General features: G+C 71.0%; 20 protein-coding genes, 1 pseudogene and 1 riboswitch. Of the genes and pseudogenes, 11 read left to right on the plus strand and 10 right to left on the minus strand.

Translation table 11 applies throughout. The features are described 5' to 3' along the window. The first annotated feature begins 521 nt into the window (after window positions 1–521). Window positions 522–1,388 (plus strand): alpha/beta fold hydrolase, encoded by an 867-nt coding sequence (locus PH203_RS22035; protein ID WP_289922073.1) that lies wholly within the window; start codon window positions 522–524, stop codon window positions 1,386–1,388. 225 nt (window positions 1,389–1,613) lie between these two features. Beyond that, window positions 1,614–3,074 carry a M23 family metallopeptidase gene (locus PH203_RS22040; protein ID WP_289922462.1) on the plus strand — a complete coding sequence of 487 codons (1,461 nt, stop codon included), beginning with the start codon at window positions 1,614–1,616 and terminating at the stop codon, window positions 3,072–3,074. A 60-nt stretch (window positions 3,075–3,134) separates the two neighbouring features. Here the strand turns inward: PH203_RS22040 and pcrA are convergent, their stop codons facing one another. Together pcrA and PH203_RS22050 are read right to left on the minus strand one after the other, a co-directional pair. Beyond that, complete coding sequence (gene pcrA, locus PH203_RS22045; RefSeq protein WP_289922074.1) at window positions 3,135–5,627, minus strand: DNA helicase PcrA; 2,493 nt, start codon at window positions 5,625–5,627, stop codon at window positions 3,135–3,137. 87 nt (window positions 5,628–5,714) lie between these two features. After that, the gene (locus tag PH203_RS22050; RefSeq protein ID WP_289922076.1) at window positions 5,715–6,794 is read right to left on the minus strand and encodes a ScyD/ScyE family protein; all 1,080 of its coding nucleotides are present in this window, start codon (window positions 6,792–6,794) and stop codon (window positions 5,715–5,717) included. A gap of 304 nt (window positions 6,795–7,098) precedes the next feature. Beyond that, window positions 7,099–7,260: riboswitch (cyclic di-AMP (ydaO/yuaA leader) on the plus strand. Window positions 7,261–7,267: 7 nt separating this feature from the next. Between PH203_RS22050 and PH203_RS22055 the strand changes: the two genes are divergently transcribed. Together PH203_RS22055 and PH203_RS22060 are read left to right on the plus strand one after the other, a co-directional pair. Beyond that, a complete protein-coding gene (locus tag PH203_RS22055; protein WP_289922077.1) occupies window positions 7,268–8,455 on the plus strand; it encodes a C40 family peptidase in 1,188 nt (395 codons plus the stop codon). Between the two features lie 258 nt (window positions 8,456–8,713). Next, window positions 8,714–9,463 (plus strand): alpha/beta hydrolase, encoded by a 750-nt coding sequence (locus PH203_RS22060; protein WP_289922463.1) that lies wholly within the window; start codon window positions 8,714–8,716, stop codon window positions 9,461–9,463. A gap of 90 nt (window positions 9,464–9,553) precedes the next feature. Here the strand turns inward: PH203_RS22060 and PH203_RS22065 are convergent, their stop codons facing one another. Continuing rightward, the gene (locus PH203_RS22065; RefSeq protein WP_289922078.1) at window positions 9,554–10,183 is read right to left on the minus strand and encodes a hypothetical protein; all 630 of its coding nucleotides are present in this window, start codon (window positions 10,181–10,183) and stop codon (window positions 9,554–9,556) included. A gap of 182 nt (window positions 10,184–10,365) precedes the next feature. On the opposite strand from PH203_RS22065, the pseudogene PH203_RS22070 reads away from it, so the two are divergent. Then, window positions 10,366–11,369 (plus strand): annotated as a pseudogene (locus PH203_RS22070) (tellurite resistance/C4-dicarboxylate transporter family protein). On the opposite strand, the gene PH203_RS22075 reads toward PH203_RS22070, so the two are convergent. Then, window positions 11,347–11,700 (minus strand): hypothetical protein, encoded by a 354-nt coding sequence (locus PH203_RS22075; RefSeq protein WP_289922081.1) that lies wholly within the window; start codon window positions 11,698–11,700, stop codon window positions 11,347–11,349. The pseudogene PH203_RS22070 and the gene PH203_RS22075 overlap by 23 nt on opposite strands. 443 nt (window positions 11,701–12,143) lie before the next feature. Between PH203_RS22075 and PH203_RS22080 the strand changes: the two genes are divergently transcribed. Next, complete coding sequence (locus PH203_RS22080) at window positions 12,144–13,202, plus strand: C40 family peptidase (protein ID WP_289922082.1); 1,059 nt, start codon at window positions 12,144–12,146, stop codon at window positions 13,200–13,202. A 41-nt stretch (window positions 13,203–13,243) separates the two neighbouring features. Then, window positions 13,244–13,702: a MarR family winged helix-turn-helix transcriptional regulator gene (locus PH203_RS22085; protein WP_289922083.1), complete on the plus strand. Its 459-nt coding sequence runs from the start codon at window positions 13,244–13,246 to the stop codon at window positions 13,700–13,702. A gap of 9 nt (window positions 13,703–13,711) precedes the next feature. On the opposite strand, the gene PH203_RS22090 is transcribed toward PH203_RS22085, so the two are convergent. Continuing rightward, window positions 13,712–14,422: a response regulator transcription factor gene (locus PH203_RS22090; protein ID WP_289922084.1), complete on the minus strand. Its 711-nt coding sequence runs from the start codon at window positions 14,420–14,422 to the stop codon at window positions 13,712–13,714. Beyond that, window positions 14,419–15,747 carry an ATP-binding protein gene (locus PH203_RS22095; protein WP_289922085.1) on the minus strand — a complete coding sequence of 443 codons (1,329 nt, stop codon included), beginning with the start codon at window positions 15,745–15,747 and terminating at the stop codon, window positions 14,419–14,421. The genes PH203_RS22090 and PH203_RS22095 overlap by 4 nt, the downstream gene beginning before the upstream one ends. Window positions 15,748–15,900: 153 nt before the next feature. Here PH203_RS22095 and PH203_RS22100 point away from each other — a divergent pair, with 153 nt between their 5' ends. Then, on the plus strand, window positions 15,901–17,481 hold the full coding sequence (locus PH203_RS22100; protein WP_289922086.1) for a PspC domain-containing protein: 1,581 nt from the start codon (window positions 15,901–15,903) through the stop codon (window positions 17,479–17,481). Then, window positions 17,468–17,713: a hypothetical protein gene (locus PH203_RS22105; protein ID WP_289922087.1), complete on the plus strand. Its 246-nt coding sequence runs from the start codon at window positions 17,468–17,470 to the stop codon at window positions 17,711–17,713. Before PH203_RS22100 ends, PH203_RS22105 begins: the two co-directional genes overlap by 14 nt. 129 nt (window positions 17,714–17,842) lie before the next feature. Here the strand turns inward: PH203_RS22105 and PH203_RS22110 are convergent, their stop codons facing one another. The 3 genes from PH203_RS22110 to PH203_RS22120 all read right to left on the minus strand — a co-directional run bounded on the left by PH203_RS22110 (window position 17,843) and on the right by PH203_RS22120 (window position 22,318). Then, window positions 17,843–18,373: a DoxX family protein gene (locus tag PH203_RS22110; RefSeq protein WP_289922088.1), complete on the minus strand. Its 531-nt coding sequence runs from the start codon at window positions 18,371–18,373 to the stop codon at window positions 17,843–17,845. Between the two features lie 314 nt (window positions 18,374–18,687). After that, window positions 18,688–20,898: a serine/threonine-protein kinase gene (locus tag PH203_RS22115; protein WP_289922089.1), complete on the minus strand. Its 2,211-nt coding sequence runs from the start codon at window positions 20,896–20,898 to the stop codon at window positions 18,688–18,690. Window positions 20,899–21,040: 142 nt separating this feature from the next. Next, on the minus strand, window positions 21,041–22,318 hold the full coding sequence (locus PH203_RS22120) for a hypothetical protein (protein ID WP_289922090.1): 1,278 nt from the start codon (window positions 22,316–22,318) through the stop codon (window positions 21,041–21,043). A 186-nt stretch (window positions 22,319–22,504) separates the two neighbouring features. Here PH203_RS22120 and PH203_RS22125 point away from each other — a divergent pair, with 186 nt between their 5' ends. Beyond that, window positions 22,505–23,392, plus strand: coding sequence for a DUF4429 domain-containing protein (locus PH203_RS22125; protein WP_289922091.1), 888 nt, complete (start codon window positions 22,505–22,507; stop codon window positions 23,390–23,392). Between the two features lie 51 nt (window positions 23,393–23,443). Here PH203_RS22125 and PH203_RS22130 read toward each other — a convergent pair whose 3' ends face one another. Continuing rightward, window positions 23,444–24,247, minus strand: a complete 804-nt coding sequence (locus PH203_RS22130; RefSeq protein ID WP_289922092.1) for a class II aldolase/adducin family protein — start codon at window positions 24,245–24,247, stop codon at window positions 23,444–23,446. A 164-nt stretch (window positions 24,248–24,411) separates the two neighbouring features. On the opposite strand from PH203_RS22130, the gene PH203_RS22135 reads away from it, so the two are divergent. After that, window positions 24,412–24,885: a pyridoxamine 5'-phosphate oxidase family protein gene (locus tag PH203_RS22135; RefSeq protein WP_289922093.1), complete on the plus strand. Its 474-nt coding sequence runs from the start codon at window positions 24,412–24,414 to the stop codon at window positions 24,883–24,885. Window positions 24,886–24,889: the final 4 nt, after the last annotated feature.

Below are 24,889 nucleotides of genomic sequence, written 5' to 3' on the forward strand. Positions count from 1 at the left end.
GTCCCCACCGACAAGTACCGCACGGCACGGACGTCCTCACACCCCATCGTGCAAGGAAGTGAACGAACGTTATCTCCAGCATCCCGTAACCGGCAGTTTCGCGGTGCGGACCGAGGGGGAAATCACACGGTGGGACACGTTCGCCGCGCACCGTTCCAAGTCTTTGCGGCACAGGGACCGCAGGAGACTGCGGCACCCGTACCGCAGCGGGAGCAAGCGCAACGGGAGCCGCAACGAGGTCGCCGCACCACCGCGCCGCGAGCCCCGCGTCGTGGTGGTGCGGCGCGTCGACGCCGGCACGAAGGGCACGCAGGGCAGGTAAGGCACGACAGCGGGGAGCCTCGTCGCCACACCGGCAGAGAGCCTCGTCATGTCGGCGGCGCACCACGCTCCACTCGCGCCGCACGCCGCGCTCACCCCACGCGCCCTCCGCATGCCGCGCCGACCGCCTCCGCCGCGGCCTCCCACGAGGGCACACGGGGGACAGAGCAGTCTCCACGTGTGCCGACTGGAGGTCGGCCATGAAGGTCACCAGGGCAATGGCGCCCTTTCTTCCGCTCTGTCAGCGGCTGCTCCCAAGCAGACTCGCGGGACTGTCCGTGGCGCTCCTGAAGGCGACCGCCCTGGAGTTCGCGATCCTCGCCGGCCATCTCCTCCTCTATCCCTCGGGTGTCATGCAGGAACGCCGTGCGCCGGCCGTCCCGCTCCCCTCCCAGGACGGCCCCGCACAGCTCCCGACGGAGACGATGCCGCCCGTCGTGCTGCTGCACGGCTTCATCGACAACCGCTCGGTCTTCGTCCTGCTGCGCCGCAGCCTCCTCCAGCACGGCCGCAGGCAGGTCGAGTCGCTCAACTACTCCCCGCTGACGTGCGACATCCGCACCGCGGCCGAGCTGCTCGGCCGGCACATAGAGGAGATCTGCGAGCGCACCGGCAGCAAGGAGGTCGATGTCGTCGGGCACAGCCTGGGCGGGTTGATAGCGCGCTACTACGTGCAGTGCCTCGGCGGTGACGTGCGCGTCCGCACCCTGGTCACGCTCGGTACCCCGCACTCCGGCACCCGTGTGGTGCCGCTGGCGAACGCGCACCCGATCGTGCGCCAGATGCGCCCGGGCTCGGACGTCCTCGAGGAGCTGACCCGGCCCGCGCCCGGCTGCCGGACGCACTTCGTGAGCTTCTGGAGCGACCTCGACCACTTGATGGACCCGTTGGAGACCGCCTGTATCGACCATCCCGACCTGATGGTGCAGAACGTGCGGGTGAGCGGGATCGGGCATCTCGCCCTGCCCGTGCACCCGGCCGTCGCGACGGGGATACGGCAGGCACTCGACTCGACACGGACAGGAGCCGAAGCCGCCGCCCACGCCGGCGGCCTGACAGTGGCGTGACAACCCTCGGACAGCCGACCGACATCGAACACTCTTCGAACACAAGGCCAAACCCGCGTCCGCAGTCCCCCGAAACACGGCCGAATGCCCGTTTCCTGAAAGCGCGAAACCTGCCGAAGATTGTCGTGCCCGCGTACCGCCGGGTACAGTCGCCGCACTGCTCTGGCAGCCCCTGTTGTCGAGGCGAAAGAGAAGTTGGTGAACGACCCGTACCCGTCGGGGACCATGACGACCCCGGCTCCGGCTTCCGATGCCTCGGCGCACTACGCGTCGTACGGCGCTCAGGAAGCTCAGTACGGTGACCACACCGCTTACGGCTACGACACGGGCGCCCACACCACCACGCACTTCGACACGGACCCCCTGTTCGGCAGTCTCCCCGGTGACAGCACCGGGTCGTACGACACCGGCCACTGGTCCACGGGCAGCCAGCAGACCCTGAACTACGACGCGTACGCGGCCCAGCACCACGCCGCCTACGACACCGGCGCGTACGACACCACGGGCTGGACCGGGGAGCATCAGCAGCTCTCCGCGATCCCCCCGCAGGCCGGTGCCGCGGACGCGAGCGGTTGGGGGTCCCCCCTCGGGGGGAGTGACGCGGGCGCCTGGCTCCAGCCCGACCAGTCCGGCAACGCGGCCGACCAGACCCAGCACTGGGAATGGGGCACGCAGGCCTTCGACACCGGCGCGTACGACGCCACGCAGTGGAACTCCGACGGCGGCACCGCGGCCACACAGCTCCACGAAGAGCCCGTCGACCACCAGTCGACAGCGATGTTCGAGCAGCTCTCGTACGAGGAACCGGCCGGTCACGACACCGAGTTGAGCGCCACCGGTGAGCTGCCCGCCCTCGCCGAGGACGACGTCGACCCTCTCCTCGACGGCCAGGAAGACGCCACCCCGGCCCCCGCCCCGGGCTCGCGCATGGCCACCCGCAACGCGAACCGCTCCCGGCGCCGCACGCCCGCCAAGCGCTCCGCGCTGATGAAGATCGCCGTGCCCTCCGCCTGCGTCATGGGTGTCACCGGGATCGCCGCGGCCTCCGTCGGCGGACTGAGCGACGACAAGGACACCTCGACGACCGCGTCCGACGCCACGACCAAGTCCGTCAAGCCGTCCGCCGCGAACAACAAGCTGGACACCCAGCTCGAGAGCCTCTCCGCGGGCGCCGACGACTTCGGCGACCGGGTCAGCCGTACGCAGGAGCGCATCGACCTCAAGGCGCAGCAGGAGGCCGAGAAGAAGAAGGCGGCGGAGGAGGCGGCCCGCAAGGAGCGGCTGCGCCCCAAGTTCGCCCTCCCGGTCGCGCAGAGGGGCCTCAGCGCCTACTACGGCCAGGCCGGCATCAACTGGATGTCCGTGCACACCGGCATCGACTTCCCGGTCTCGTACGGCACCACGGTGATGGCCGCAACCGACGGCGTCGTGCGCACGCAGTGGAACAGCGCCTACGGCAACATGATGATCGTGACCGCGAAGGACGGCACGGAGACGTGGTACTGCCACCTCTCCAGCTACCGCGTCGCCTCCGGTACGACGGTCAAGGCCGGCGACCCGATCGCGTACAGCGGCAACTCCGGCAACTCCACCGGCCCGCACCTGCACTTCGAGGTGCGCCCGGGCGGCGGCTCGGCGATCGACCCGCTGCCGTGGCTGCGCAGCCACGGCCTGGACCCGACGTGAGCGCCGACTCGACTTCCTTGTGAGCCCCCGCCCTTCACGGCGGGGGCTCACTTCGTACGGCTACAGCTTCTCCACGGGCGCATACCGCAGCAGCAACCGCTTCGGCTTGGCGTCCCCGAAGTCGATGGTCGCCTCCGCGTTCGCCCCCGTGCCCTTCACCGAAGTCACGGTGCCGAGCCCGAACTGGTCGTGGGTGACCCGGTCACCGACGGCCAGCGAGACGACCGGCTTGTCGGAAGCGCGGCTCGTGGCGAAGCCGGACGCGCCCCTGGCCGAGGAGCGGGAGCGGGACGAGGACAGCGAGGCGGCGACACCGGAGGCCGGGCCGCCGGACGAGGGCGCCGGAGCCGTGGCACCCGTCCGCTTCCAGTCGACGTGCTGTTCCGGGATCTCCGACAGGAACCGCGAGGGCGGGTTGTACGACGGCTGCCCCCACGCGCTCCGCAACGACGAGCGGGTCAGGTACAGCCGCTCCCGCGCGCGCGTGATGCCGACGTAGGCGAGGCGCCGCTCCTCCTCCAGTTCCTTGGTCTGGCCGAGGGAGCGCATGTGCGGGAAGACGCCGTCCTCCATGCCGGTGAGGAAGACGACCGGGAACTCAAGTCCCTTGGCGGTGTGGAGAGTCATCAGGGTGATGACGCCCGAGCCGTCCTCGTCCTCGTCGGGGATCTGGTCGGAGTCGGCGACGAGCGCGACCCGCTCCAGGAAGGCGGCGAGTCCGGGGGAATCCTCCCCCTCTGCCGTCTCCTGCTCGAACTCCAGGGCCACGGCGGCGAGTTCCTGGAGGTTCTCGATGCGGGTCTCGTCCTGCGGGTCGGTGGAGGCCTGCAACTCGGCGAGATAGCCGGTGCGTTCGAGCACCGCCTCCAGGACGGTCGCGGGTCCGGCGCCGGACTCGACGATCGTCCGCAGCTCCTCCATCAGCACGTTGAACCGCTTCACGGCGTTCGTCGACCGCGCGGCCATGCCGTACGCCTCGTCGACGCGCTTGAGCGCCTGCGGGAAGCTGATCTTCTCGCGCTGGGAGAGGGCGTCGATCATCGCCTCGGCGCGCTCGCCGATGCCCCGCTTGGGGACGTTCAGGATCCGGCGCAGCGGCACCGAGTCCTCGGGGTTGGCGAGCACCCGCAGGTAGGCCAGGACGTCCCGGACCTCCTTGCGCTCGTAGAAGCGGACGCCGCCGACGACCTTGTAGGGCAGGCCGACGCGGATGAAGATCTCCTCGAAGACTCGGGACTGGGCGTTGGTGCGGTAGAAGACGGCGACATCGCCGGCCTTCGCGTCGCCCGAGTCCGTCAGTCGGTCTATCTCCTCGGCGACGAACTGTGCCTCGTCGTGCTCGGTGTCGGCGACATAGCCGGTGATGCGCGCGCCCGCGCCCGCGTTGGTCCACAGGTTCTTGGGGCGGCGGGACTCGTTGCGCTCGATGACCGCGTTGGCCGCGCTCAGGATCGTCTGTGTGGAGCGGTAGTTCTGCTCCAGCAGGATCGTCGTCGCGTTCGGGTAGTCCTCCTCGAACTGGAGGATGTTGCGGATCGTCGCACCGCGGAAGGCGTAGATCGACTGGTCGGCGTCACCGACGACGCAGAGCTCGGCGGGCGGGACGTCGAACTCGTTGGGCGGGGTGTCCTCGTCGTGCGCGCCCGTCCCGACCAGTTCCCTGACCAGCGCGTACTGGGCGTGGTTGGTGTCCTGGTACTCGTCGACCAGGACATGGCGGAAGCGGCGGCGGTAGTGCTCGGCGACGTCCGGGAAGGCGCGCAGCAGATTGACCGTCGTCATGATCAGGTCGTCGAAGTCGAGGGCGTTGGCCTCGCGCAGCCGCGACTGGTACATGGCGTAGGCCTGGGCGAGGGTCTTCTCGAAGCCGTCGGTTGCCTGGGCGGCGAAGTCCTCCTCGTCGATCAGCTCGTTCTTCAGGTTCGAGATCTTGGCGCTGAAGGACTTGGGCGGGAAGCGCTTGGGGTCGAGGTCGAGGTCACGGCAGACCAGGGCCATCAGACGCTTGGAGTCGGCCGCGTCGTAGATCGAGAACGACGACGTGAAGCCGAGCTTCTTGGATTCCCTGCGCAGGATCCGCACACACGCGCTGTGGAACGTCATGACCCACATCGCGTTGGCGCGCGGACCGACGAGCTGTTCGACGCGCTCCTTCATCTCGCCGGCGGCCTTGTTGGTGAAGGTGATCGCGAGGATCTGGCCCGGGTGGACGTTCCGCTCGGCCAGCAGGTAGGCGATGCGGTGGGTGAGCACCCGTGTCTTGCCGGAACCGGCACCGGCCACGATGAGCAGCGGGGTGTCGGAGTGGATCACGGCCGCGCGCTGGTTCTCGTTGAGTCCCTCGATGAGCGCGGCCGCGTCCAGGACCGGGCGCGGGGCGCCGTCGCGGTAGTACGCGTCCCGGTCCGGCGGCACGTCGAACTTCCCGCCGAACAGATCGTCCGGAACGGGTTCCGGTCCGTGCTCGTCCTCGGGCGGTGGCGGGGGCTCCTCCTCGCGGCCCTTAGGGGCCTGGAGGTCCGCCAGGAAGCTGTCGTCAAAGAGGCTGCTCATCGCTCCCCGAGTCTAGGGCTCCCCACTGACACCCCGCCGCCGCCCCGAGAACATGGCCTCTTTTCCGAGGCCGCATCCCGGGCCGTCTCAGAACCCGAGGATCTTCCAGACCTGGCCGCCCGGCGTCTTCTCGCCCTCCAGAACCGTCCCGTCACGGTCCGCGATCGACCAGGCGGAGACGTACACCTTCCCGTCGTAGGGGTCGACGGTCACGCCCGCCGGGAACGGCACCTTCACATGCGTGCGCTGCCCGCCGGAGACCTTGGTCACGACGCCCTGGAGGAGCTGGCTGACGTACAGGTCACCACTGTTGTTGAAGGCGATCCCGGTGATCGGTCCGAAGCCCGATTTCCAGCCGAGGATCTTGCCGGTCCAGGGGTCGACCTTCCACACGCGCGCGGTGGGCTTCTCGGTGAGGCCGTTGAGCTCGCCGACGTAGAGGCTGCCGTCGGGGCCGAGGGCGAGGGAGGCGGGGACGGACTCGTGTTTGTCGTGGTCGGGGAAGACGGTGAAGGGGCGGGCCTTGCCGTGCGGGGAGACGACGACCAGGTCGTTCCCGGCGGCGTCGGCGACGATCTTGCGGCCGTCGGGGAGGGCGAGGACGGCGTACGGGTTGGATTCGACGTTCGCCTTGTGGGGGTTGTACTTCAGCTCCACGGCGGTGATGTCCGCGGCGGTCCTCGCCTTGCCGTGGGTGATCTTCAGGAGCTTGCCGAGCTTGTTCCAGGGCGGGCCGGTCGGGACACCGGCCTCGGGCGGGGCGAAGGTCTCCACGCCCCAGAGCTCGCCGTAGAGGGCGGAGACGCCGTCCACGCCGGTCGCGAAACCGCCGTCGGGGGCGGCGCCCGAGGGAAGACCCCGCACCACCCGGTAGTGCTTCCACGCGCCCCCGTCCCAGTAGATCTTGCTGACGGCGGAGGACAGACCGATGCAGGTCTCGCCCTCGGGGCCCTCCCCGATGCACTTCTTGCCGCCCCGGCCGGCCTCGGCGACGTACAGGTGTCCGCTGTCGTACGAGAGCTGGCGCGGGTTGTCGAGGCCGGTCGCGATGACGCGGACGGTCGGCTTGCCCGCGCCGCTTCCCCCCGAGGCGGTCGCGGGGGCGATGCCCGCGGTGGCGGTGAGTGCGACTCCGGTAGCGACGACGAGTGACATACGCAGCTTCATGGCCGTGTCCCCAATCCCCCTGGCACACCACGGCACCCGACCGTGGCTCAGCCGGCTCGACTGGAAGTTAGCGTCCGGAAGCGGGCGGACGTCGCCACTCCGGAAGACTCCGGTCGAAATACGTCTAACTCGCCGCAGATCCTTCCGTATTGACCACGACCGGCGAGGCCCTGACCTAAGGTCACGAAAATGTATCGGGCATATCGAACATCAACCTTCACAGGGGCCACACCCGTTGGCTACCGTGCTGGACAGGCCGTACGACCCCCACCGGCGAACATCGCCGGGTCGCGCGGCCTCCGCTCAATCCGGTCCGCCCCTCCAGGCGGCCCGGAGCCGGGGACCCACACCGACCTTGGGGTGAATCGGCCCGACTTCCCTTCGGGGAACGGCCGTAGGGCACACCTTCCGAACCACCCGCCCGAACCCGACAGCTAACTCGGTAGGCGGACCATTGGAAGGAGTCGCCAACCTTGGCGTCGCACCGCAAGTCGCCTCCAGCCGGTACGCGCGTGGCAGGCATACGCACCCCCGCCCTCGCCACTGCCGCCCTCACCTCGGTGGCCCTGCTCTCCCAGACGGCCACCGCCGCCCCCTCCACCGATGACAAACCGAGCATCGAGGAGGTGGAGAAGAAGGTCGGCGACCTCTACCGCCAGGCGGAGTCCGCGACCGAGACGTACAACTCGGCCAAGGAGAAGACCGCCAAGCAGCGCAAGGAGGTCGACGCCCTCCTCGACGACGTCGCCCGGCGCACCCAGAATCTCAACGAGGCCCGCGAGGAGCTCGGCACCTTCGCCGCGGCCCAGTACCGCACCGGCGCCTCCGCACCCGACACGGCGACCTTCCTGCTCGCGGACACCCCGCAGGACTACTTCGACCAGACGCAGCTGATGGGTCGTATGACGTCCCGTCAGAAGGGCGCGGTCGACGACTACATCACGCAGCAGTCCGCGACGATGAAGAAGCGTCAGGAGGCCACCAAGAGCCTCGAGACGCTCACCGAGACGCAGAGCGACCTGAAGACCGCGAAGGCGACCGTCCAGCAGAAGCTGTCCGACGCCCGCGAGTTGCTGTCGAAGCTGACCGCCGAGGAGAAGGCGCGGCTCGCGGCGATCGAGAAGCAGAAGCAGGAGGAAGCCGCCCGCAAGGCCGCCGAACTGGCCAGGCAGCAGCAGGCGGCCGAGCAGAAGGCCGCGGAGGAAGCGGCGGCGGCCGAGGCCGCGGAGAGCAGCACCTCGCCCTCGTCTTCCTCCTCGACGTCCTCGTCGTCCTCCTCGACGGCCACGGACTCCTCGTACGCCACCAAGGCCAAGAAGGCGCTCGCCTTCGCGCGCTCGCAGATCGGCAAGCCGTACGTCTGGGGCGCCACCGGACCCGACTCCTACGACTGCTCCGGCCTCACCCAGGCCGCCTGGAACGCCGCCGGCATCTCCCTCCCGCGCACCACCTACGACCAGGTGAACGCCGGCACCACGGTCTCCCTCGCCAACGCCCAGCCCGGCGACCTCGTCTTCTTCTACGACGACGTCACCCACGTCGGCCTCTACATCGGCAACGGGATGATGATCCACGCGCCGAAGCCGGGGGCGTACGTGCGCGAGGAGTCGATCTACTACGACGGTGAGTCCGCGATCCACAGTGTGGTGCGGCCCGCCTGAGCCGATCCGCCGACGGGTTTTCCAGGGGGCTCCTTGGAAAACCCGTCGGCGGGCAAAACCTGTTGGCGGACCGCGACGGCCGCTGCTAGCTTTCCGGAGGCCGTGCGAGAGAACGAGGAGGTGGTACCCGTGAACGCTGTTTCGACATGGGTGCTCCCCTCCGGGGTCACGGTCGGGCGATAGGTCGTCCGGGAGCGCCGTTCACGCGCACTCCCGAAAGGCACGACCATGCACTCCACTTCGCTGCATTCCACCCCCCTGCACTTCACTTCCGAGCAGCGCCTCGACGACGGCGTCCTCGAACGCGAGTTCACCCTCGGCGAGATCCCGGGCACCCTGTGGACACCCGAATCCACCGCACCGGTCCCGCTGATCCTCATGGCCCACAACAACGGCCTGCCCAAGGCACAGCCCCGGCTGGTGGCCCGGGGCCGGTACACCGCGGCGAACGGCTACGCGGTGGCCACCGTCGACGCCGCCGGATGCGGGGACCGGCCCCGTTCCGCCGCCGAGGAGCAGGCCCGCGCCGACATCCGCCGGGCGTTCCAGACCGGCGAGCCGGTCGAGCACATCGACGACATCTTCGAGTCCCTCGTCGGCCCGCTGGTCCACAAGGCGGTCCCGGACTGGCGGACCACCCTGGACGCCCTCCTCGCGCTGCCCGGGATCGGCGGCCCGGTCGGGTACTCGGGGTGGATGGCCCTCGGCGTCCACCTCGCGGCGATCGAGCCGCGCATAGTCGCCGCGAGCTTCTACGCCGGGGGTTTCGTGCCCCGCGCCCAGCGCGAGGAGGCCCGGCAGGTCACCATCCCGCTGCTGATGCTGCTGCAGTGGGACGACGAGGGGAACCCTCGGCAGCGCGCCCTGGACCTGTTCGACGCCTTCGGCAGCAAGGAGAAGACGCTGCACGCCAACATGGGCGGGCACACCGGTACTCCGTGGTTCGAGGGGGAGGACGTGAACCGGTTCTACGGCCGGCACCTGAAAGCGGTGAGCGGTAAGCCGTAGCGGAAGCCGTAAGCCACAAGCCGTAAGCCGTAATTGAGCGCACACGCGCGTGCGCGTGCGTCGGCGTCGGCGTCGGCTCGGGGCCCTGGGTCAGTGACCTCCCCGGTTCTCGACACAGGGCCCTTCGCCGGGCTGGGGCTCGGCGTAGACGCCGTGCACCTCGGAGGTCAGCTCGTCCTTCGTGACCCGCCCGGACACACACGCGATGCCGGTGTAGACGGCGTAGAACCCGCCCCCGACGGAGACGCCGTGCTCCTCTCCGCAGCCGAGCCGCTTGAGCGCCGCCTCGACCCGTGCGTCGGGAAAGACGCCGTACTCCCCCGAGCTGCCCTCTTCACGGACCTTCTCCAGTTCCTTCCGGATGAGCTCGGCCGACGCGAGCCCACTGGCCTGCCGCTCCGCGCTCAAGCCCGCCCGCATCCGGTACGCGTGGTTGTCGGCGTAGTTGGGCGGCGCGTCCACGGGCCCCTCCTGCCCGCTCCCGGCCGCCGGGCTCGAAGCGGGGGGTGAGGAGGGCGGGGGCGTGGGGGTGGAGGCGGCCTGGGCGCACTTGGGCGGAGGCGGGTAGGAGTAGGAGGGCGTCGGACCGGCGGCCCCCGTCTGCGCCCCTGCCCCCGCCTCCGCCTCCGTCTGCCCGGCCTTTTCGGTCCCGCACGCGGTCATGGTGAGTGCCGTGAGGGCGGCAAGGGTGGTCAGGGCAACTGATCGTCTGAAGGACATGACCGGAGTCTTCCGCCCTGGAGACGGCGTTGTCATGAGCGGAACTACTCAGTTCCGCTCCCCTGGGCCCGCGTGAGTTCGTCCACGCGCGCGTATCCGTTCCAGCACGCGCGCGTGTACTCCTTTCACGCACGCGCGCGTGCCCCACTCGCAACCCACCCCGCGCTCCTGAGCATCGGCCCATGCCCGGCCCCTCCCCCTTCCCTCCCCACACTCCCCTCGGCGCCTGGTGGTCGCAGCGCCCTCCCGCCGCCGGTGCGGCCGTGATGGCGACCGGCATCGTGTCGGTCGCGCTGCATCTGACGGACCACGAGCTCCTGTCCCGGATCGCCCTCGCGCTGGCGGGCATCGCCTGGATCGCGCTGGCCGCCGCCTTCGCCGTACGACTGCTGTGGGACCGCGGCCGCGATGGGGGGCGGAGGCCGAGACGCCGGGCGCGCTGACCGCCGTGGCGGCGACGACGGTGCTGGGCACCCGGCTCTCCGCGCTCGGTCGGCAGCCGCTCGCCGAGGCGTTGCTGGCGCTGGCGGCGCTGCTGTGGCCGGTGCTGATCGTGCTGGTCGTGGGGCACTGGAAGCGGCGGATGCCGGGGGCGGTGTTCCTGGCCTGTGTCGCGACGCAGGGCCTCGCGGTGCTGGGCGCCACGCTCGCCGCGGCGGAGGCGACGGCGTGGCTCGCCCACATGGCGCTCGTGTTCTTCTGGCTGGGCCTGGTCCTGTACGGCCTCGCCCTGGCCCGCTTCGACCTGCGCCGGGTGACGACGGGCGCAGGCGACCACTGGGTGGCCGGCGGCGCGATGGCCATCTCGACGCTGGCGGGGGCGAAGCTCATCTCCGCGGACAGCGCCCGGCTGTACCTCTGGAACGCCGACGACCGGGGCGTCCTGCGCGCGGTGACGGTGGCTCTGCTCGTGCTGGACCTGGCCTGGTACGCCGTACTGCTGGTGGCGGAGGCGGTACGCCCGCGCCTGCGCTACGACGTGCGCCGCTGGGCGACCGTGTTCCCGATGGGGATGACATCGGCGGCGGCACTGGCCGTCGCCGCCGCCCTGGACGTCTCCTGGCTCAGGACGCCGGGGCAGGTGCTGCTGTGGATGGCCGTGGCGGCGTGGCTGGCGGTGGCGGCGGGAGCGGTGGCGGCGGCCCGTACCGGTGTACGAACCCTCAGGTCCACAGCACCGCGATGAAGACGTTCGCCGTGGTGAGCGCGCCGACCAGCCCGAACAGCCGCTTGTCGACGGTCTCCTCGTCGCGCTGCACATAGACAAGTCCGAGGATCACGATCAGCAGCGCGAGCTTGACGCCGATCTTGATGTTGTTGACGGTCTGGTCGTCCGCCTGGTTGAGCCCGACCAGGATCACGCCGGTGACCAGCATGGTCAGCGCGCCGTGCAGCATCGCCGGGACGAAGCGGGCGGTGCCCTGGCCCATCGCCTTCATCTGGGTGAGGAAGCCGCCGAGCAGCGAGGCGATGCCGATGATGTGCAGGCCGACGAAGAGATGGATGAGTACGTCCATGAGGCCGGAGCCTAACCAATGGCAGCAGAGTGCATGTATGCGCCCCATAGCACTCAGCCGCCCACCCGTGTTGCTGAATCCCCACTTCGGTCATCACCCCGCGTGAAGTCGACGGCCCGCCCACGGCGGCGCGGTCAGATGCGGACACCCGGCGGTCCCCTGGGGCCAGTTCCGCGCAACCCGTTACCCCCACCGCACGGTGAGGTTTAGCGTCCTCCACCAGGTGACCGGCTCCCCACCGCCGCCCGGGCCAGGGGCGGCAGTCGGCCACCACCGCCGAGAAGGTCCGGCGGCGGCCCGCTCCCCCTGTGCGGGCCGCCGCCGGACGCGTAAACCGCCCCGGGCGGTCGTACGTCCACTCCCCCTGGTGGTCGTACGGCCACAGGTCGTCCGGGGCGGTCACACCGACCAGGCGGTCGTACGAAAGGACGTGACAAGTCCACGTGGCAGCGCACCGCAAGCCCAGGCAGCGTTCGGCCGGCGGCAACACGGCCCGCACGGCGACGACCATCGCCCTGGCGGGCGCGGCGACCGCGACCGGCTTCGCCGGAACCGGGCACGCCGAACCCGACCTGACACCAGCGCAGGTCAAGGCGAAGGTGGACAAGCTGTATCAGGAGGCGGAGGTCGCCACCGAGAAGTACAACGGCGCGAAGGAGAAGGCGGACGCGGCCGAGGAGCGGCTGAAGACGCTGCGGGACGAGGCGGCACGCAAGACGGACAAGCTCAACTCGGCGCGGGACGCGCTGGGTTCGATGGCGGCGGCGCAGTACCGCGACGGCGGCCTCGACCCCGCCCTCCAACTGGCCCTGTCCTCCGACCCCGACCGCTACCTCGACGGCGCCGAGTTCGTCGAACGCGCGGGCACCCGCCAGGCCGCTTCCGTCGCGAGCGTGCGCCAACAGCTGCGCGAAATAGAGCAGTTGCGAGGCGCCGCACATATCGAACTCGCCTCGCTCAAGTCGCGGCAGGCGGAGCTGAAGCGGCACAAGAAGACGATCACCGGGAAGCTGGACGCGGCGCGGCGGTTGATGGCGCAGCTGCCGGACGAGGAGCGGGCGGGAGACGTGCAGCGGGCGTCGCGCACCTCGGGCGCCGGAACTGCGCGGGACGCCCTGGCACCGACACCTTCCGGTGCGGTGAGCGCCCCCAACTCCCGTACCTCAGCCGCCATTTCGTACGCCTACTCCAAGCTGGGCAGCCCGTATGTCTGGGGCGCGACGGGCCCGGACGCCTTCGACTGCTCCGGCCTCACCCAGGCCGCGTACCGCTCCGCGGGTATCTCCCTGCCCCGCACGACCTACGCCCAGATCGACACGGGCCAACGGGTGTCACGGTCCGAACTGATGCCGGGTGACCTGGTGTTCTTCTACTCCGCGATCAGCCATGTCGGGCTCTACATCGGGAACGGCCAGATGATCCACGCGCCGAATCCGTCGGCGCCGGTCCGGATCGCGCCGATCGACGAGATGCCGTTCGCGGGGGCCACACGGGTGGTGTGAGGCTTGACCTCAAGCAAGGTTGAGTTCCTACGGTCGGACGCATGGAGTACTCACACAGCGACGCCGAACTGATCAAACAGCCCATCGGCTACTGGAGTTGGGCCGCCTGCAAAGCCGTCGTCACCCGCACCCGCACCGCTCTCGCCGAGATCGGCACGACCCAGCCGCAGTGGTGGGTCCTCGCCCAGGTCGCCCGCGCCGACACGGCCAGGACCCGCGACGAGGTGTCCCACCTCCTACGGAACTACCTGGACACCGGCCCGGAGACCATGGAGTCGGAGATCGACGCGACCATCGTCAGCGGATGGATCACCGAGGACCCGGACGGACACCTGAACCTCACTCCCGACGGCAGGGCCTTCTACGACAAGGCCGCGGCCCTCCAGGGCGAGTTGTGGACGGAGCGCCACGCGGACGTCTCCGACGAGGAGTACCTGACCACCCTGAAGGTGCTGCAGCGGTTCATCCACAACACGGGCGGGAAGGCCTGGCACCACTAGGAATCCGCGTCACACCAGCCGTCGAGCCGTCGCCCACCGAGTCAGCTCGTGCCGGTTCGACAGCTGCAACTTCCGCAGTACCGCCGACACATGGGACTCGACCGTCTTCACGGAGATGAACAGCTGCTTGGCGATCTCCTTGTAGGCATAGCCACGGGCGATCAGCCGCAGCACCTCCCGCTCGCGCTGCGTCAGACGGTCCATGTCCTCGTCCACCGGCGGCGCGTCCGTCGAGGCGAACGCGTCGAGGACGAAGCCCGCCAGCCTGGGGGAGAACACCGCGTCGCCGTCCTGGACGCGGAAGATGGAGTCGACGAGGTCGGTGCCGGTGATCGTCTTCGTCACGTACCCCCTCGCGCCGCCCCGGATCACGCCGATCACGTCCTCCGCCGCGTCCGACACCGAAAGGGCCAGGAACCGCACCGGCTCCTCCGCGTCGGCCATCAACGGGGCGCAGCGGCGCAGGACTTCGACGCCACCGCCGCCCGGGAGGTGGACGTCGAGAAGGACCACCTCGGGGCGGGTCGCGGTGATGACCGTGACCGCCTGGTCGACGTCAGCGGCCTCGCCGACGACCTCGACGCCGGTCTGCTCGGTCTGGCCGATCTCCGCCTGGACTCCCGTACGGAACATGCGGTGGTCGTCTACGAGGACCACGCGCACCCGGCGCTCACCTGCGCTGCCGGTGGCCTCCGTCGTACCGTTCGCCTCGTCGCTCATGACGTCGTCTCCGCCCTTTCCATCTCCAGCTCGACCTCTGTGCCGCCGTCCGGCACCGCGCGCAGTCGGGCCGTACCGCCGTTGCGCTCCATACGGCCGATGATCGATTCTCTGACACCCATGCGGTCGGCGGGTATCGAGTCGAGATCGAAGCCCGGGCCGCGGTCGCGGACCGACACGAAGACCGTCCGTCCCTCGACCTCGGCGTAGACCTGGACCGCGCCGCCCTCGCCACCGTACTTGGCGGCGTTCACCATTGCCTCGCGCGCGGCCTGCATCTGCGGGCCGATTTTCTCGTCGAGCGGACAGTCGCCGACGATGACGACCTCTATGGGGACGCCGTGCTTGTCCTCGACCTCGGCCGCGTTGCGCCGCACCGCGTCGGCCAGGGTGGTGGGCTCGTCGGCCTCGTCCTTGCCGGTGCCCTCCGGTTTGTAGAGCCAGGTGCGCAGGTCACGCTCCTGGGCGCGGGCGAGACGGCGCACCTCGTTCGCGTTCTCCGCGTTGCGCTGGATCAGGGTGAGGGTGTGCAGCACGGAGTCATGGACATGGGCGGCGACCTCGGCGCGCTCCTGGGCACGGATGCGCATCAGGCGTTCCTCGGAGAGGTCCTGGGTCATGCGCACCAGATAGGGGCCGGCGAGAAGCGTTATCCCGACGAGGACGGCGAGGGCCGCCTGGAGGACCGAGCCGAGGTGGGCGGCCGAGCCCTGCAGGACGAAGATGCCGGACGCACCGGCGGTGACCAGCAGGACACCGCCCGCGGCGCGCAGCAGGCTCAGGGTGCGTTTGCGGCGGCCGACCTCGACCCAGCGGGCCCGGCGGGCGTTGTCCGCCTGCCGCCAGACCAGGGCCACACCGGCGCCGACGAGCACGACGGGCCAGAGGTAGGCCTTGGCGCCGCCGCCGAGATTGACGTTGCCCACGAAGACCATGGCCACCACGACCATGAGCAGCAGGGCGACTATCTGCCCCTTGTCGGGCCTGCGCGCGACGAGTCTGCGGCGGCCGTCCGGCGAGGTCTCGGTGGAGACGAGGGACGGCGGCCGCTGCCCGCCGACGCCACCCACCCCGAGAGGTACGAAGAACCAGAACGCGGCGTACAGCAGCGCACCGAGCCCGTCCGCCATGAACAGACCGACGAACACGAGCCGCACCCAGATCACGGGCAGCCCGAGATGCCCGGCGAGCCCCCGCGCCACGCCACCGAGCCAGCGTCCGTCACTGCTGCGGTAGAGCTTGCGCGGCGGCCGCGGTTCGACGAGTGGCGGTGCTGCGGCTTCCGGCATGCCATCGATGTTCACACGGCGCGAGGGCCGGGGCATCAGGGTCGGCCCCCTAGACTCCCCTGATCTTCGAACCCCGCAGAAACGTCAGGCCGTCGAACGCTCCCCCGGCGCCGCCTCAGGGCCGATATCAGGGTCCGGCCAGGGTCGTTCCGACTCCCGCCGGGGCTCCTCGCCCGTCACCATGGACACATGACAGATCACCAGCACGCCGCGGACCCGGCGCCCGACGAGGGCACCTCGTCCGCCGCGCCCTCCACGGCCGCGGCGGGTGAGGAACCGCGCACACACGAGCGGGCGGGCGCGCGCACGGAAACGGGGGGCGGGACCTGGACGGCGGCCGACGTTCCGGCGGGGACCGGCGCTCCGGCCGGGACCGGTGCGCAAGCCACCGGCGCCGGCGCGCAGGCTGCGGGGCCGGACGCCCGGGCGGAGGCGGGTGCGGGCGCTCGGGCGGAGACGGGTGCGGGCGCTCGGGCGGAGACGGGTGCGGACGCCGCTCCCGCGAAGTTCCGCCGCGACCGGCGGTTCAAGATGCTGGCCGGGGTGTGCGCAGGGCTCGGGCGGCAGTGCGATCTGGACCCGGTGATCTTCCGCATCACGCTCGCCGTGCTCTCCGCGACCGGTGGCCTCGGCCTCATCTTCTACGGCTTCGCCTGGCTCTTCGTCCCGTACGAGGACGAGGAGGAGAACGAGGTGCGCAAGCTGCTGACCGGCCGCGTCGACGGCCAGGCCCTGACGGCCGTGCTGTTCGCACTGGTCGGCTGCGGGGTGTTCCTGACGATGCTGAACAACGGCGGGGTGCTGACCTTCGCCGTGGTCCTCTCCCTGCTCCTCGCGGGCGCCGGCTACTGGGCGCGGCAGCGCGGCGCCCCCGACACCGACCCGCTCACCGCGCAGGCCGTCGCCGACGCCCCGCCGGAGGCCCAGGCCCCGCCGGTCAGCTCCGGCTACCCCTCCTGGTGGCGCGACCCCATCGTCAAGGACGGAACGCACGAGGGCGGCACCGGCTACCTGTGGGGCCCGCGCGACTCCCGCGACCGGGACATCGCGGCCGCGGTCAACATCAGCCTCGGCAGATACGGCGAAGGCCGGGCGGACGTCCGCGCCGTGCGCCGCGCGCAGCCGCCCAAGCCCCGCGGCCCTCGCTGGATCGGCGGCTGGGTCTTCCTGTTCGCCCTGATCGCGGGCGGCCTCGGCACCAGCCTGACGTGGGACGGACACCCGCTCGGCACCAGCCTGCAGACCGGGCTGGCCTGCGCGCTCATAGTCATCGGCCTCGGCCTCACGATCAGCTCGTTCCTCGGGCGCACGGGCGCGGGGTCGATCTTCCTGGCGGTGATCACGGCGGGACTGCTCGCCGGCGCGGCCGCGCTCCCCAAGGACATCGGCACCCACTGGATCGAGGAGACCTGGCGACCGGCCGCGGTGACACAGGTCCAGCAGAAGTACGACCTCGGCACGGGCGTCGGCACGCTGGATCTGAGGGGCCTCGACCTCACCAGGAACCAGACGGTGACGGCCAGGGCCGAGGTGGGGGTCGGCAAGCTGAAGGTGATCGTGCCGAAGGACGTGACCGTGAAGGTGAGCATCGACGTGGGGGTGGGCGACATCCAGCTGCCCGGCGACGACCAGGAGGACGTGGACGTGGAACCGGGCAAGTACAAGGAGGTCACCCTGACCCCGCCCAAGGGCACCAAGCCCTCCGGCACCCTTGACCTCGACCTCCAGGTCGGCGTCGGCCAGGCGGAGGTGAGCCGTGCTGCGTCATGAGTTCCACCCCGGCAGACTCATCGCCGGCTTCTTCGTGACCCTCGCGGGCATCACCTACGCCGGCGACGCGGGCGGCGCCTGGGAAACCCCGTGGTTCGCGGTGATCCCCATGCTCACCGTCGGCCTCTGTCTGGCAGGAGCGGTGGGCCTCCTGACCCGCTCGGTACGCCGCCGACGCGCAGCGCTGGGCACAAGGGCCGGATCGGGGCCCGAGCCGGAGATACCTGGCTGACGGAGGGGGAGCCGCAGCGGACACGGCACCGCCCAAAGCCCAAAGCCCGCCCAGCGTCACGCACCGGCCGACGGCGCCCAGGGACCGGGGACCGGACGGGCGGCCCAGCCGCGCCGACTGCCAGGTTCGCTAGTAGGCCGCCGCCGCCCGTTCTCGTCGCCGCCCCCGGATCGCCGCGTCCAGGGAGAAGTACGGGGCGCCTGCCAGGACCAGGGGGAGCCAGGCCATCAGGTACGCGAGATCGTTGCCGTAGTAGTACGGATCGGAGGCCCAGCTCATCGTCAGCCACAGGCTCAGGGAGATCAGCGCTCCGCCGAGGGCGGCGAGGCGGGCGAGGAGGCCGACGAGGGTGCCGATACCGACGGCGAGTTCACCGAAGGCGATGGCGTAGCCGAAGCCGACGGGGCTCTTGAGGGCCATGTCGATCATGTCCGGGATCGCGGCGGAGTCGCGGACGTTGCGCATCTGGTCGCCGATGGAGCCGGTCCCGGAGGACTTCATGAAGGCGCTGTCGGTGAGTTTGTCCAGACCGGCGTAGATGAAAGTGACGCCGAGGAAGAGCCGCAGTGGGAGCAGGGCGTAGTGGGTGGCGTTGTCCCGCCAGCTCCGGCCGCCGTCGTAGTAGGGGGTGTGCGTGTCCGTACGGAAGCTGTGAGTCATCGCTCCGAGCCGCCTCTCGCCCAGCGTGCGTGCCGTGGCCCCTCAGAAGACGATACGCACGAAAGGGAGATGCCGCTCAATGCTGACGGGCCGAGTTTCAACGACTCGCCGGCGACGGCTCGCACGGTCGTCCTCCGACCACCGAAGCCCGCCGACACCTGGTCGACACCCCGTCGCCCCCCGCCGATCCCCACCCCTGTCGACACCCGTCGACGCCTATCGCCCCCACCGGGCCACACCCCCGTCGACACGTGCCGCCCCCCGCCGAGCCCCACCACCCCCCGTCGAACCCCGCCCCCACCCCCCACCGACACCTACGCCGACATATCAAGCGCCGCGACGCCCCTCCGAGTCCCCACATACACCCGCTCCCCCTCCACGCTCCCCCTCGCCGCGACCACCGGCCCCGCGGTCGTGGCGACCGTCGTCCCGGGGACGCGCACCGCCCGCTGTCTCTTGCCCTCGCGGTCCACGACGTACAGCGTGCCGGAGATGCAGACATAGAGGTGGTCGCCGTGAACGGTCGGGTCGGCAAAGGTCTGGCGGTCGTCGTCGCCGCGGAAGGTCCATGCCGTGGAACCGTCGTCGGGGTCGACGGCCACGACGAGCCCCTCGGAGGTGGTGACGGCCAGGTCCCCGAAGGCCGTGAAGATCGTGCGGAAGCCCGTGGTCCTGCCGACGCTGCCGATTCCGCCATAGCCGTCCCAGCGGCGCTTGCCCGTCACGCTGATGCCGTACAGGTGGCTGTCGCCGTCCGCCCCGACGACAAGGGATCCGTCGGCGAGTGCGGGCCGTCCGCAGGCGGTGCCGGCCCGGACGGTCCAGAGCGGGGAGCCGTCGTCGGCGTTCATCGCGGCCAGCAGGCCGGCGTCGGTGCCGACGTAGACCACGCCGTCCGCCACCAGGGGCTCGCTGGTCGGCATGCCCGAGACCACGGTCTCCCAGGCCACGGTGCCGTCGGGGCGGTAGGCCCGGACCGTGCCCTCGTCCACGGCCCGGCGGGAGGACACGAGGATCAGCTCGCCGGCCGCGACGGGGAACTCGCCGAACGTGTCACCCAGCGCGAGCCTCCAGCGTTCCCGGCCCGTCAGGTCGACCGCGCACAGTCCGGAGACGCTGCCGCCCACCACGCAGTAGGCGCCGTCGGCGGTGGCGAGCGGAAACAGGACCGGGCCGCCCAGGCCGGTCGCCCAGAGGCGCGTACCGTCCGGGGTCAGGGCGTGCAGGGAGCCGTCCGCGCCACCGACGTACACCTGGCCGCCGTCGGGGGACACCGCGGCGCAGGGGCCGTGCTTGCCGCCGATCCCGCCGGTGTCGTGGTCCCAGTCCACCACCGCGGGCTCGACCACCGGCACAGAGGCATCGCCGCCGCCCCCGTCCCCGTCCCCTTCCCCGTCCCGCAGCCACAGCCATCCGCCGGTGCCGGCCCCCGCCGCGACCAGGGCCCCGGCCGCGATCCCCCGTAGCAGCCGGCGGCGCGAGGGCACCGGGTGCGCAGAGGAGACCCCGGCCATGCGGCCGCCGAACAGCCGTCGCCGCGAGGGCGGTTCGGGGGTGACGTCCGTGACCGTCACCGGAGCGATGTACTCGACGCGGCTCTCCCCCTCCCCCGAGTCCCGTTCGGGCAGCCAGCGTTCGCTGTTCCGGGCGGCGTCGGGTTCCGGCCCGGCGGCGGTGTACCAGCCCGGCCGTAAGCTCTCGCGCAGCGATTCCGGCGTGTGTCCCACCGCCTCGGCGACCTCGGCCGGGGCGGGCCGCTCCCCCGGTTCGTGCGACAGACAGGGCTCGATCAGCCACCGGATGTCCTCCGGTACGGCGGAGAGGTCGAAGTCGCCGTTGAGGATGCGCATCAGGACGATCGCGTCCTTGCCCTCGCCGAAGGGTTCGCGTCCCGCCGCCGCGTACGCGAGGACCGCGCCGAGCGCGAACACGTCGCTCGGCGGCCCGACCCGGCCGTTGTTGCGGATCTGCTCGGGCGAGACATAGCCGACCGAGCCGACGACTGCCCCGGTGCGGGTCAGCGCGGTGGCCTCCAGGGCCCGTACGATCCCGAAGTCGATGACGCGCGGACCGTCCGGCGCCAGCAGGATGTTGGACGGCTTGAGGTCCCGGTGGACCATGCCTCGCGCATGGATCTCGGTGAGCGCCTCGCCGAGCGCGGCGGCCAGGAGGCGTACCGCGTCCACGGGGAGCGGGCCGTGGTCGAGGACGGCGTCGCGCAGGTTCGGTCCGTCGACGAACTCGGTGGCCATCCAGGGCCGTTCGCCGTCGGTGTCCGCGTCCACGACACGCGCGGTGTACGTCCCGGCCCCGCCGCCCACGGTCTGTGCCGCCCGCACCTCCTGCCGGAACCGGGCCCGGAAGGTCCGGTCCTCGGCGTGCTCGGCCCGCACCACCTTCACCGCGAGCCGCAGTCCGGTGCCGGACTCGGCGAGATAGACCTCGCCCATGCCGCCCGCGCCGAGTCTGCCGAGGACGGCGTACGGGCCGATCCACCGAGGATCCGAGTCGCGCAGCGTCTGCACTCCGTACTCCCCCTGCTCGCTCGTGCGATCAGTACGGTTGCCGTCTACGAGCGTATCCGCCGGGTCGGCAGCGGACACCGGCGCAGCAGAACCGACCCCAGAAGCAGAGGCAGGGGCCAAGGGAGTAGGGGGGCAGGGGCTGTCAGTCCGTCACGTCGATGGCGTACCGGTTCGTCTCCACCCCGGCCGCCGTGATCACCTGCACCTCGACCCGCCCCGGCTCGACGTCCGCCGGGACCGGGACGGTCAGTACCGCGTCCGTCGGGTTGCTGAAGCCCCCGGTCACCGGGACCAGCGGTACATGGACGTGGACCGGGCCGACGCGGACGGTCATGCGGGACAGCCGGTCCGCGCCCTGGGCGCCCGGCGGGACGAAACCGGCGCCGCGGATCTCGATGTCGTCGCCGGTGCGGATCGGGGCGTCGAGGTCGCCGGCCTCGCGGGCGCGGACGACGGAGAGGATGACGGGGCGGCCGCCCTCGGCGTACTTGCCGGCCACATAGGTCGCGGCCGAGATCAGGACCAGTACGGCCAGGCCCCAGGGGAGGTCGGGGAGTTGGTCGGGGCGGCGGGCCAGGCGGACGGCGGCGAAGAGCAGGGCGACGGTGCTGATCACGACGTACTGGATGTCGGCGAAGGTGCCCCGGCCGGCGTCGTCGGTCAGGAGATCCGCCGCGCGGGGGCGGTCGGCGCGTACCTTCTGCAGGCGCTGTCCGAGGACGCGCAGTCCGACCACTCGCCGCACCAGCACCGCGATCCCGCACACCACGGCGAGGACGGTCACCACACCGGCGCCGCGGGCGAGGTCGAAGCCGGAGAGGAGGGCGTCGCGTTCGGCGGGGGCGGAGGCGGCGGCGAGCCGGCCGACGAGGACCAGCACGGCGTACGCCACGAAGAGCACCCAGGAGACGGCCACCGCGCGGGAGGTGGACAGGCGGTTGTCCTCGCCGATCACGGGGGCGAGCGCGCCGCCGCGCGCCCGGTGGAGCCAGGACGCGGCCGTCAGCGCGCCCGCCGTGAGCAGGGCGGCCAGCAGGCCCGCGGTGCGGGCGGAGGTCCAGCCCGCGCCGATCGCGGTGAGCGCCTGGACGAGGAGGAGGACGATCACCGCGGCCCACACCGTGAACGCGGTACGGCTCCACAGCCGGGCGAGCCAGGCGTCGCCCTCGGCCCGGCCGCGTTCGGCGACGATCTCCGCGGACTGGGTCAGTTCCTCCGAGACCCACTGGCGGGAGGCCGAGACGGAGTGGGCGACGGCGGCCGGGAGCCCCTGCCCGGCGGCGAACTCGTCCCGTTTCAGGAGGAATGCGGCGACCGCCCGCCGGTGTCCTTCCCGCGCCCCGTGCGGACAGTCCCCGCAGGTGCAGCCGCCCTCGTGCACGCCCGTCTCCGAGCCGTGTCTCGCCTCCTGCACCGCCACGCCCGATGCCCGCCTTCCCTGCGCTCTCCACGATCCGCGGCCCTGCCGATGGCTCGGCGGCCGCCCTTTAACTCCCGTGCGATGACAGCGAATTGTGCCCTACGCCACTGGGTGCCCGTCCGGCAGGTCTGGTCAGGGCGGGGGGAGGCAGGCCCGCCGTGTTGACCCGGCTGCGAGAATTTCCCTATGGCCGAGATCATCCAGCGCGACGGGACCTGGGCCTTCGACGGCGCAACGGTCCGGATCACGCCGGGACTCCACCGCTCCGTGCCGCTGTTCCGGCAGACGTACGGGGAGATCGCCGTGCCTCTGGAGGCCGTGTCCGGCGTCGTCTACGAACCCGAGCGGAAGCGGGGGCGGCTGCGGATGCGACTGCGTGAGGGGGCGGATCCGCTGCTCCAGGCGACGGGCGGGCGGCTGCCGGACGCGGCGGACCCGTACCGGCTGGTGGTGGACATCGACCGGGCCGGGGTCGCCGAGTACGTGGCGGAGGAGATCCGCCGCGCGCTGCTGCTCGACCAGATCCCCAAGGACCCTACGAAGACCTATCTGCTGGCCGGGCCGCCCGTCCCGGTCTCCGTCCGCTCCTCCGACGGCACGGTGTCCTTCGACGGTCTCCAGGTCCGTATCGACTGGGCGGACACCTCCGACCGGGTCAAGCGGGCGACCGGCCCGCGGATCATCGCCCTGGGCGATCTCGTGGGCGTCGAATGGCTCCCCAACTCCGGTTACCAGGACGGCTTTCTGCGCTTCGTGACCCGGGAGACGGCCTTCTCCAAGCTCCCGCCGGAGAAGGACCCCTACGCCCTCGACCTCTGGGGCAGCGCCCGCCGCGACCTGCTCACCGCCCTCGTCGCCACCGCGGTCACCGCCCGGCTCCCCCACCCGTCCACGCGCACGGGCACCGACTACGCGGACCGGCCGGCCCAACTCCCGGCGGCCGTACCGCCGCAGGCCGACCATCACGACGTACTGCTGCGCAGACTGCGGGAGTTGGGCGAGCTGCACCGGGACGGGGTGCTGACGGACGAGGAGTTCGCGATGACCAAGGCGGCCGTACTGCGTGGCTTCTAGCGGACTGCGCAGCTTCCAGTGCCTGACGGAGCCCTCCCGTGAAGGATCCCGCTAGCTGAGCAGATCCGGTTCGCTGCGGCTGATGTCCTGCCACAACGGCTGATAGTTGATCCACGCCACCAGGTCCCCGCCCAGCTGCTCCCTGGTCGCCACCGCGGCCCTGTGCTCGATCAGTACCGGCCGCCCCGCCGCCCTGGCCGTCAGCTGGACCTGCGCGGAGCGTTCCATGGACAGGAACCACCAGGCCGCCGCGTCCACCGAGTCCCCGACGGTCAGCAGGCCGTGGTTGCGCAGGACCAGGGCCTTGCGGGAGTCCAGGGCGGCGGCGATACGGCGGCCCTCGGTGGCGTCGACGGCCACGCCCGAGTACTCGTCGTACACCGCGTGGTCCTCGTAGAAGGCGCAGCTCTCCTGGGTGATGGGGTCGAGGAGGTCGCCGAGGGCGGCCAGCGCGCGGCCGTGCACGGAGTGGCAGTGGACGACCGCGACGACGTCGGGGCGGGCGGCGTGGACCTGGGCGTGGACGGTGAAGGCGGCCTGGTTGACGTGGTAGCGGCCGTCGACGACCTGGCCGTCGGTGTTAGCGAGGACGAGGTCGCCGACGGTCACGTGCTTGAAGGGCATGCCGAAGGGGTTCACCCAGAAGCAGTCGGTGAACTCCGGGTCGCGTGCGGTGATGTGCCCGGACACTCCGTCCTCGAAGCCCATCCGCCCGAAGATCCGCAGCGCCCCGGCGAGCCTTTCCTTGCGGTGCCGGCGCTCGTCCTCGACCGCGTCGTGCATCGGCGGCATCGCGAACTGGAGGCTGTCCGTGGGCAGGGGTGTCGGCGGGTTGGGCCCATACGTCCCGTGCATCTGTCCTCCAGCACTGGGGTTGCTTTACGGGGCGGAAGTTACCGTCGGTCAGCGCAGGAGAACAGAGTCGTTATGAAAAGATGACGTACGTCATCACGACGGCCGATGCCACTCGTCGCGCAATACCGACAGCAGATGTCGGGTATCGGCGACAGACTCGCCGTATGACAGCGAACTGGGCAGCTTTCAGCACCGCCGAACCGGACCTCGCCAAGCAGGTCGAGGAGCGCTTCGGCGCCTTCACCCATCACACCCTCGCGACACTGCGCAAGGACGGCTCGCCGCGCACGAGCGGCCTGGAGATCCGTTTCCTGAACGGCGAGCTGTGGCTGGGCATGATGGCGGGCTCGGCCAAGGTGCTCGACCTTCTGCGCGACCCGCGCTTCGCGCTCCAGGCGAACCCCGGTGAGGGGCAGGGCATGGGCGGCGGGGACGTCCGGATCAGCGGGCGGGCGATCGAGGTGGTCGACGCGAAGACGAAGGGCGGATACGTCGAAGAGGTGGAACCGCCGGAGCCGTTCCACCTCTTCCGCACCGAGCTGACGGAGGTCGTACGGACCTACGTCGAGGACGACAAGTACCTGGTCGTCCAGGTCTGGAAGCCCGGTGCGCCGGTACGCACGATCAAGCGCACCTGAGCGA

It is taken from the genome of Streptomyces sp. S.PB5 (genome assembly GCF_030403745.1).
Classification (GTDB): domain Bacteria; phylum Actinomycetota; class Actinomycetes; order Streptomycetales; family Streptomycetaceae; genus Streptomyces.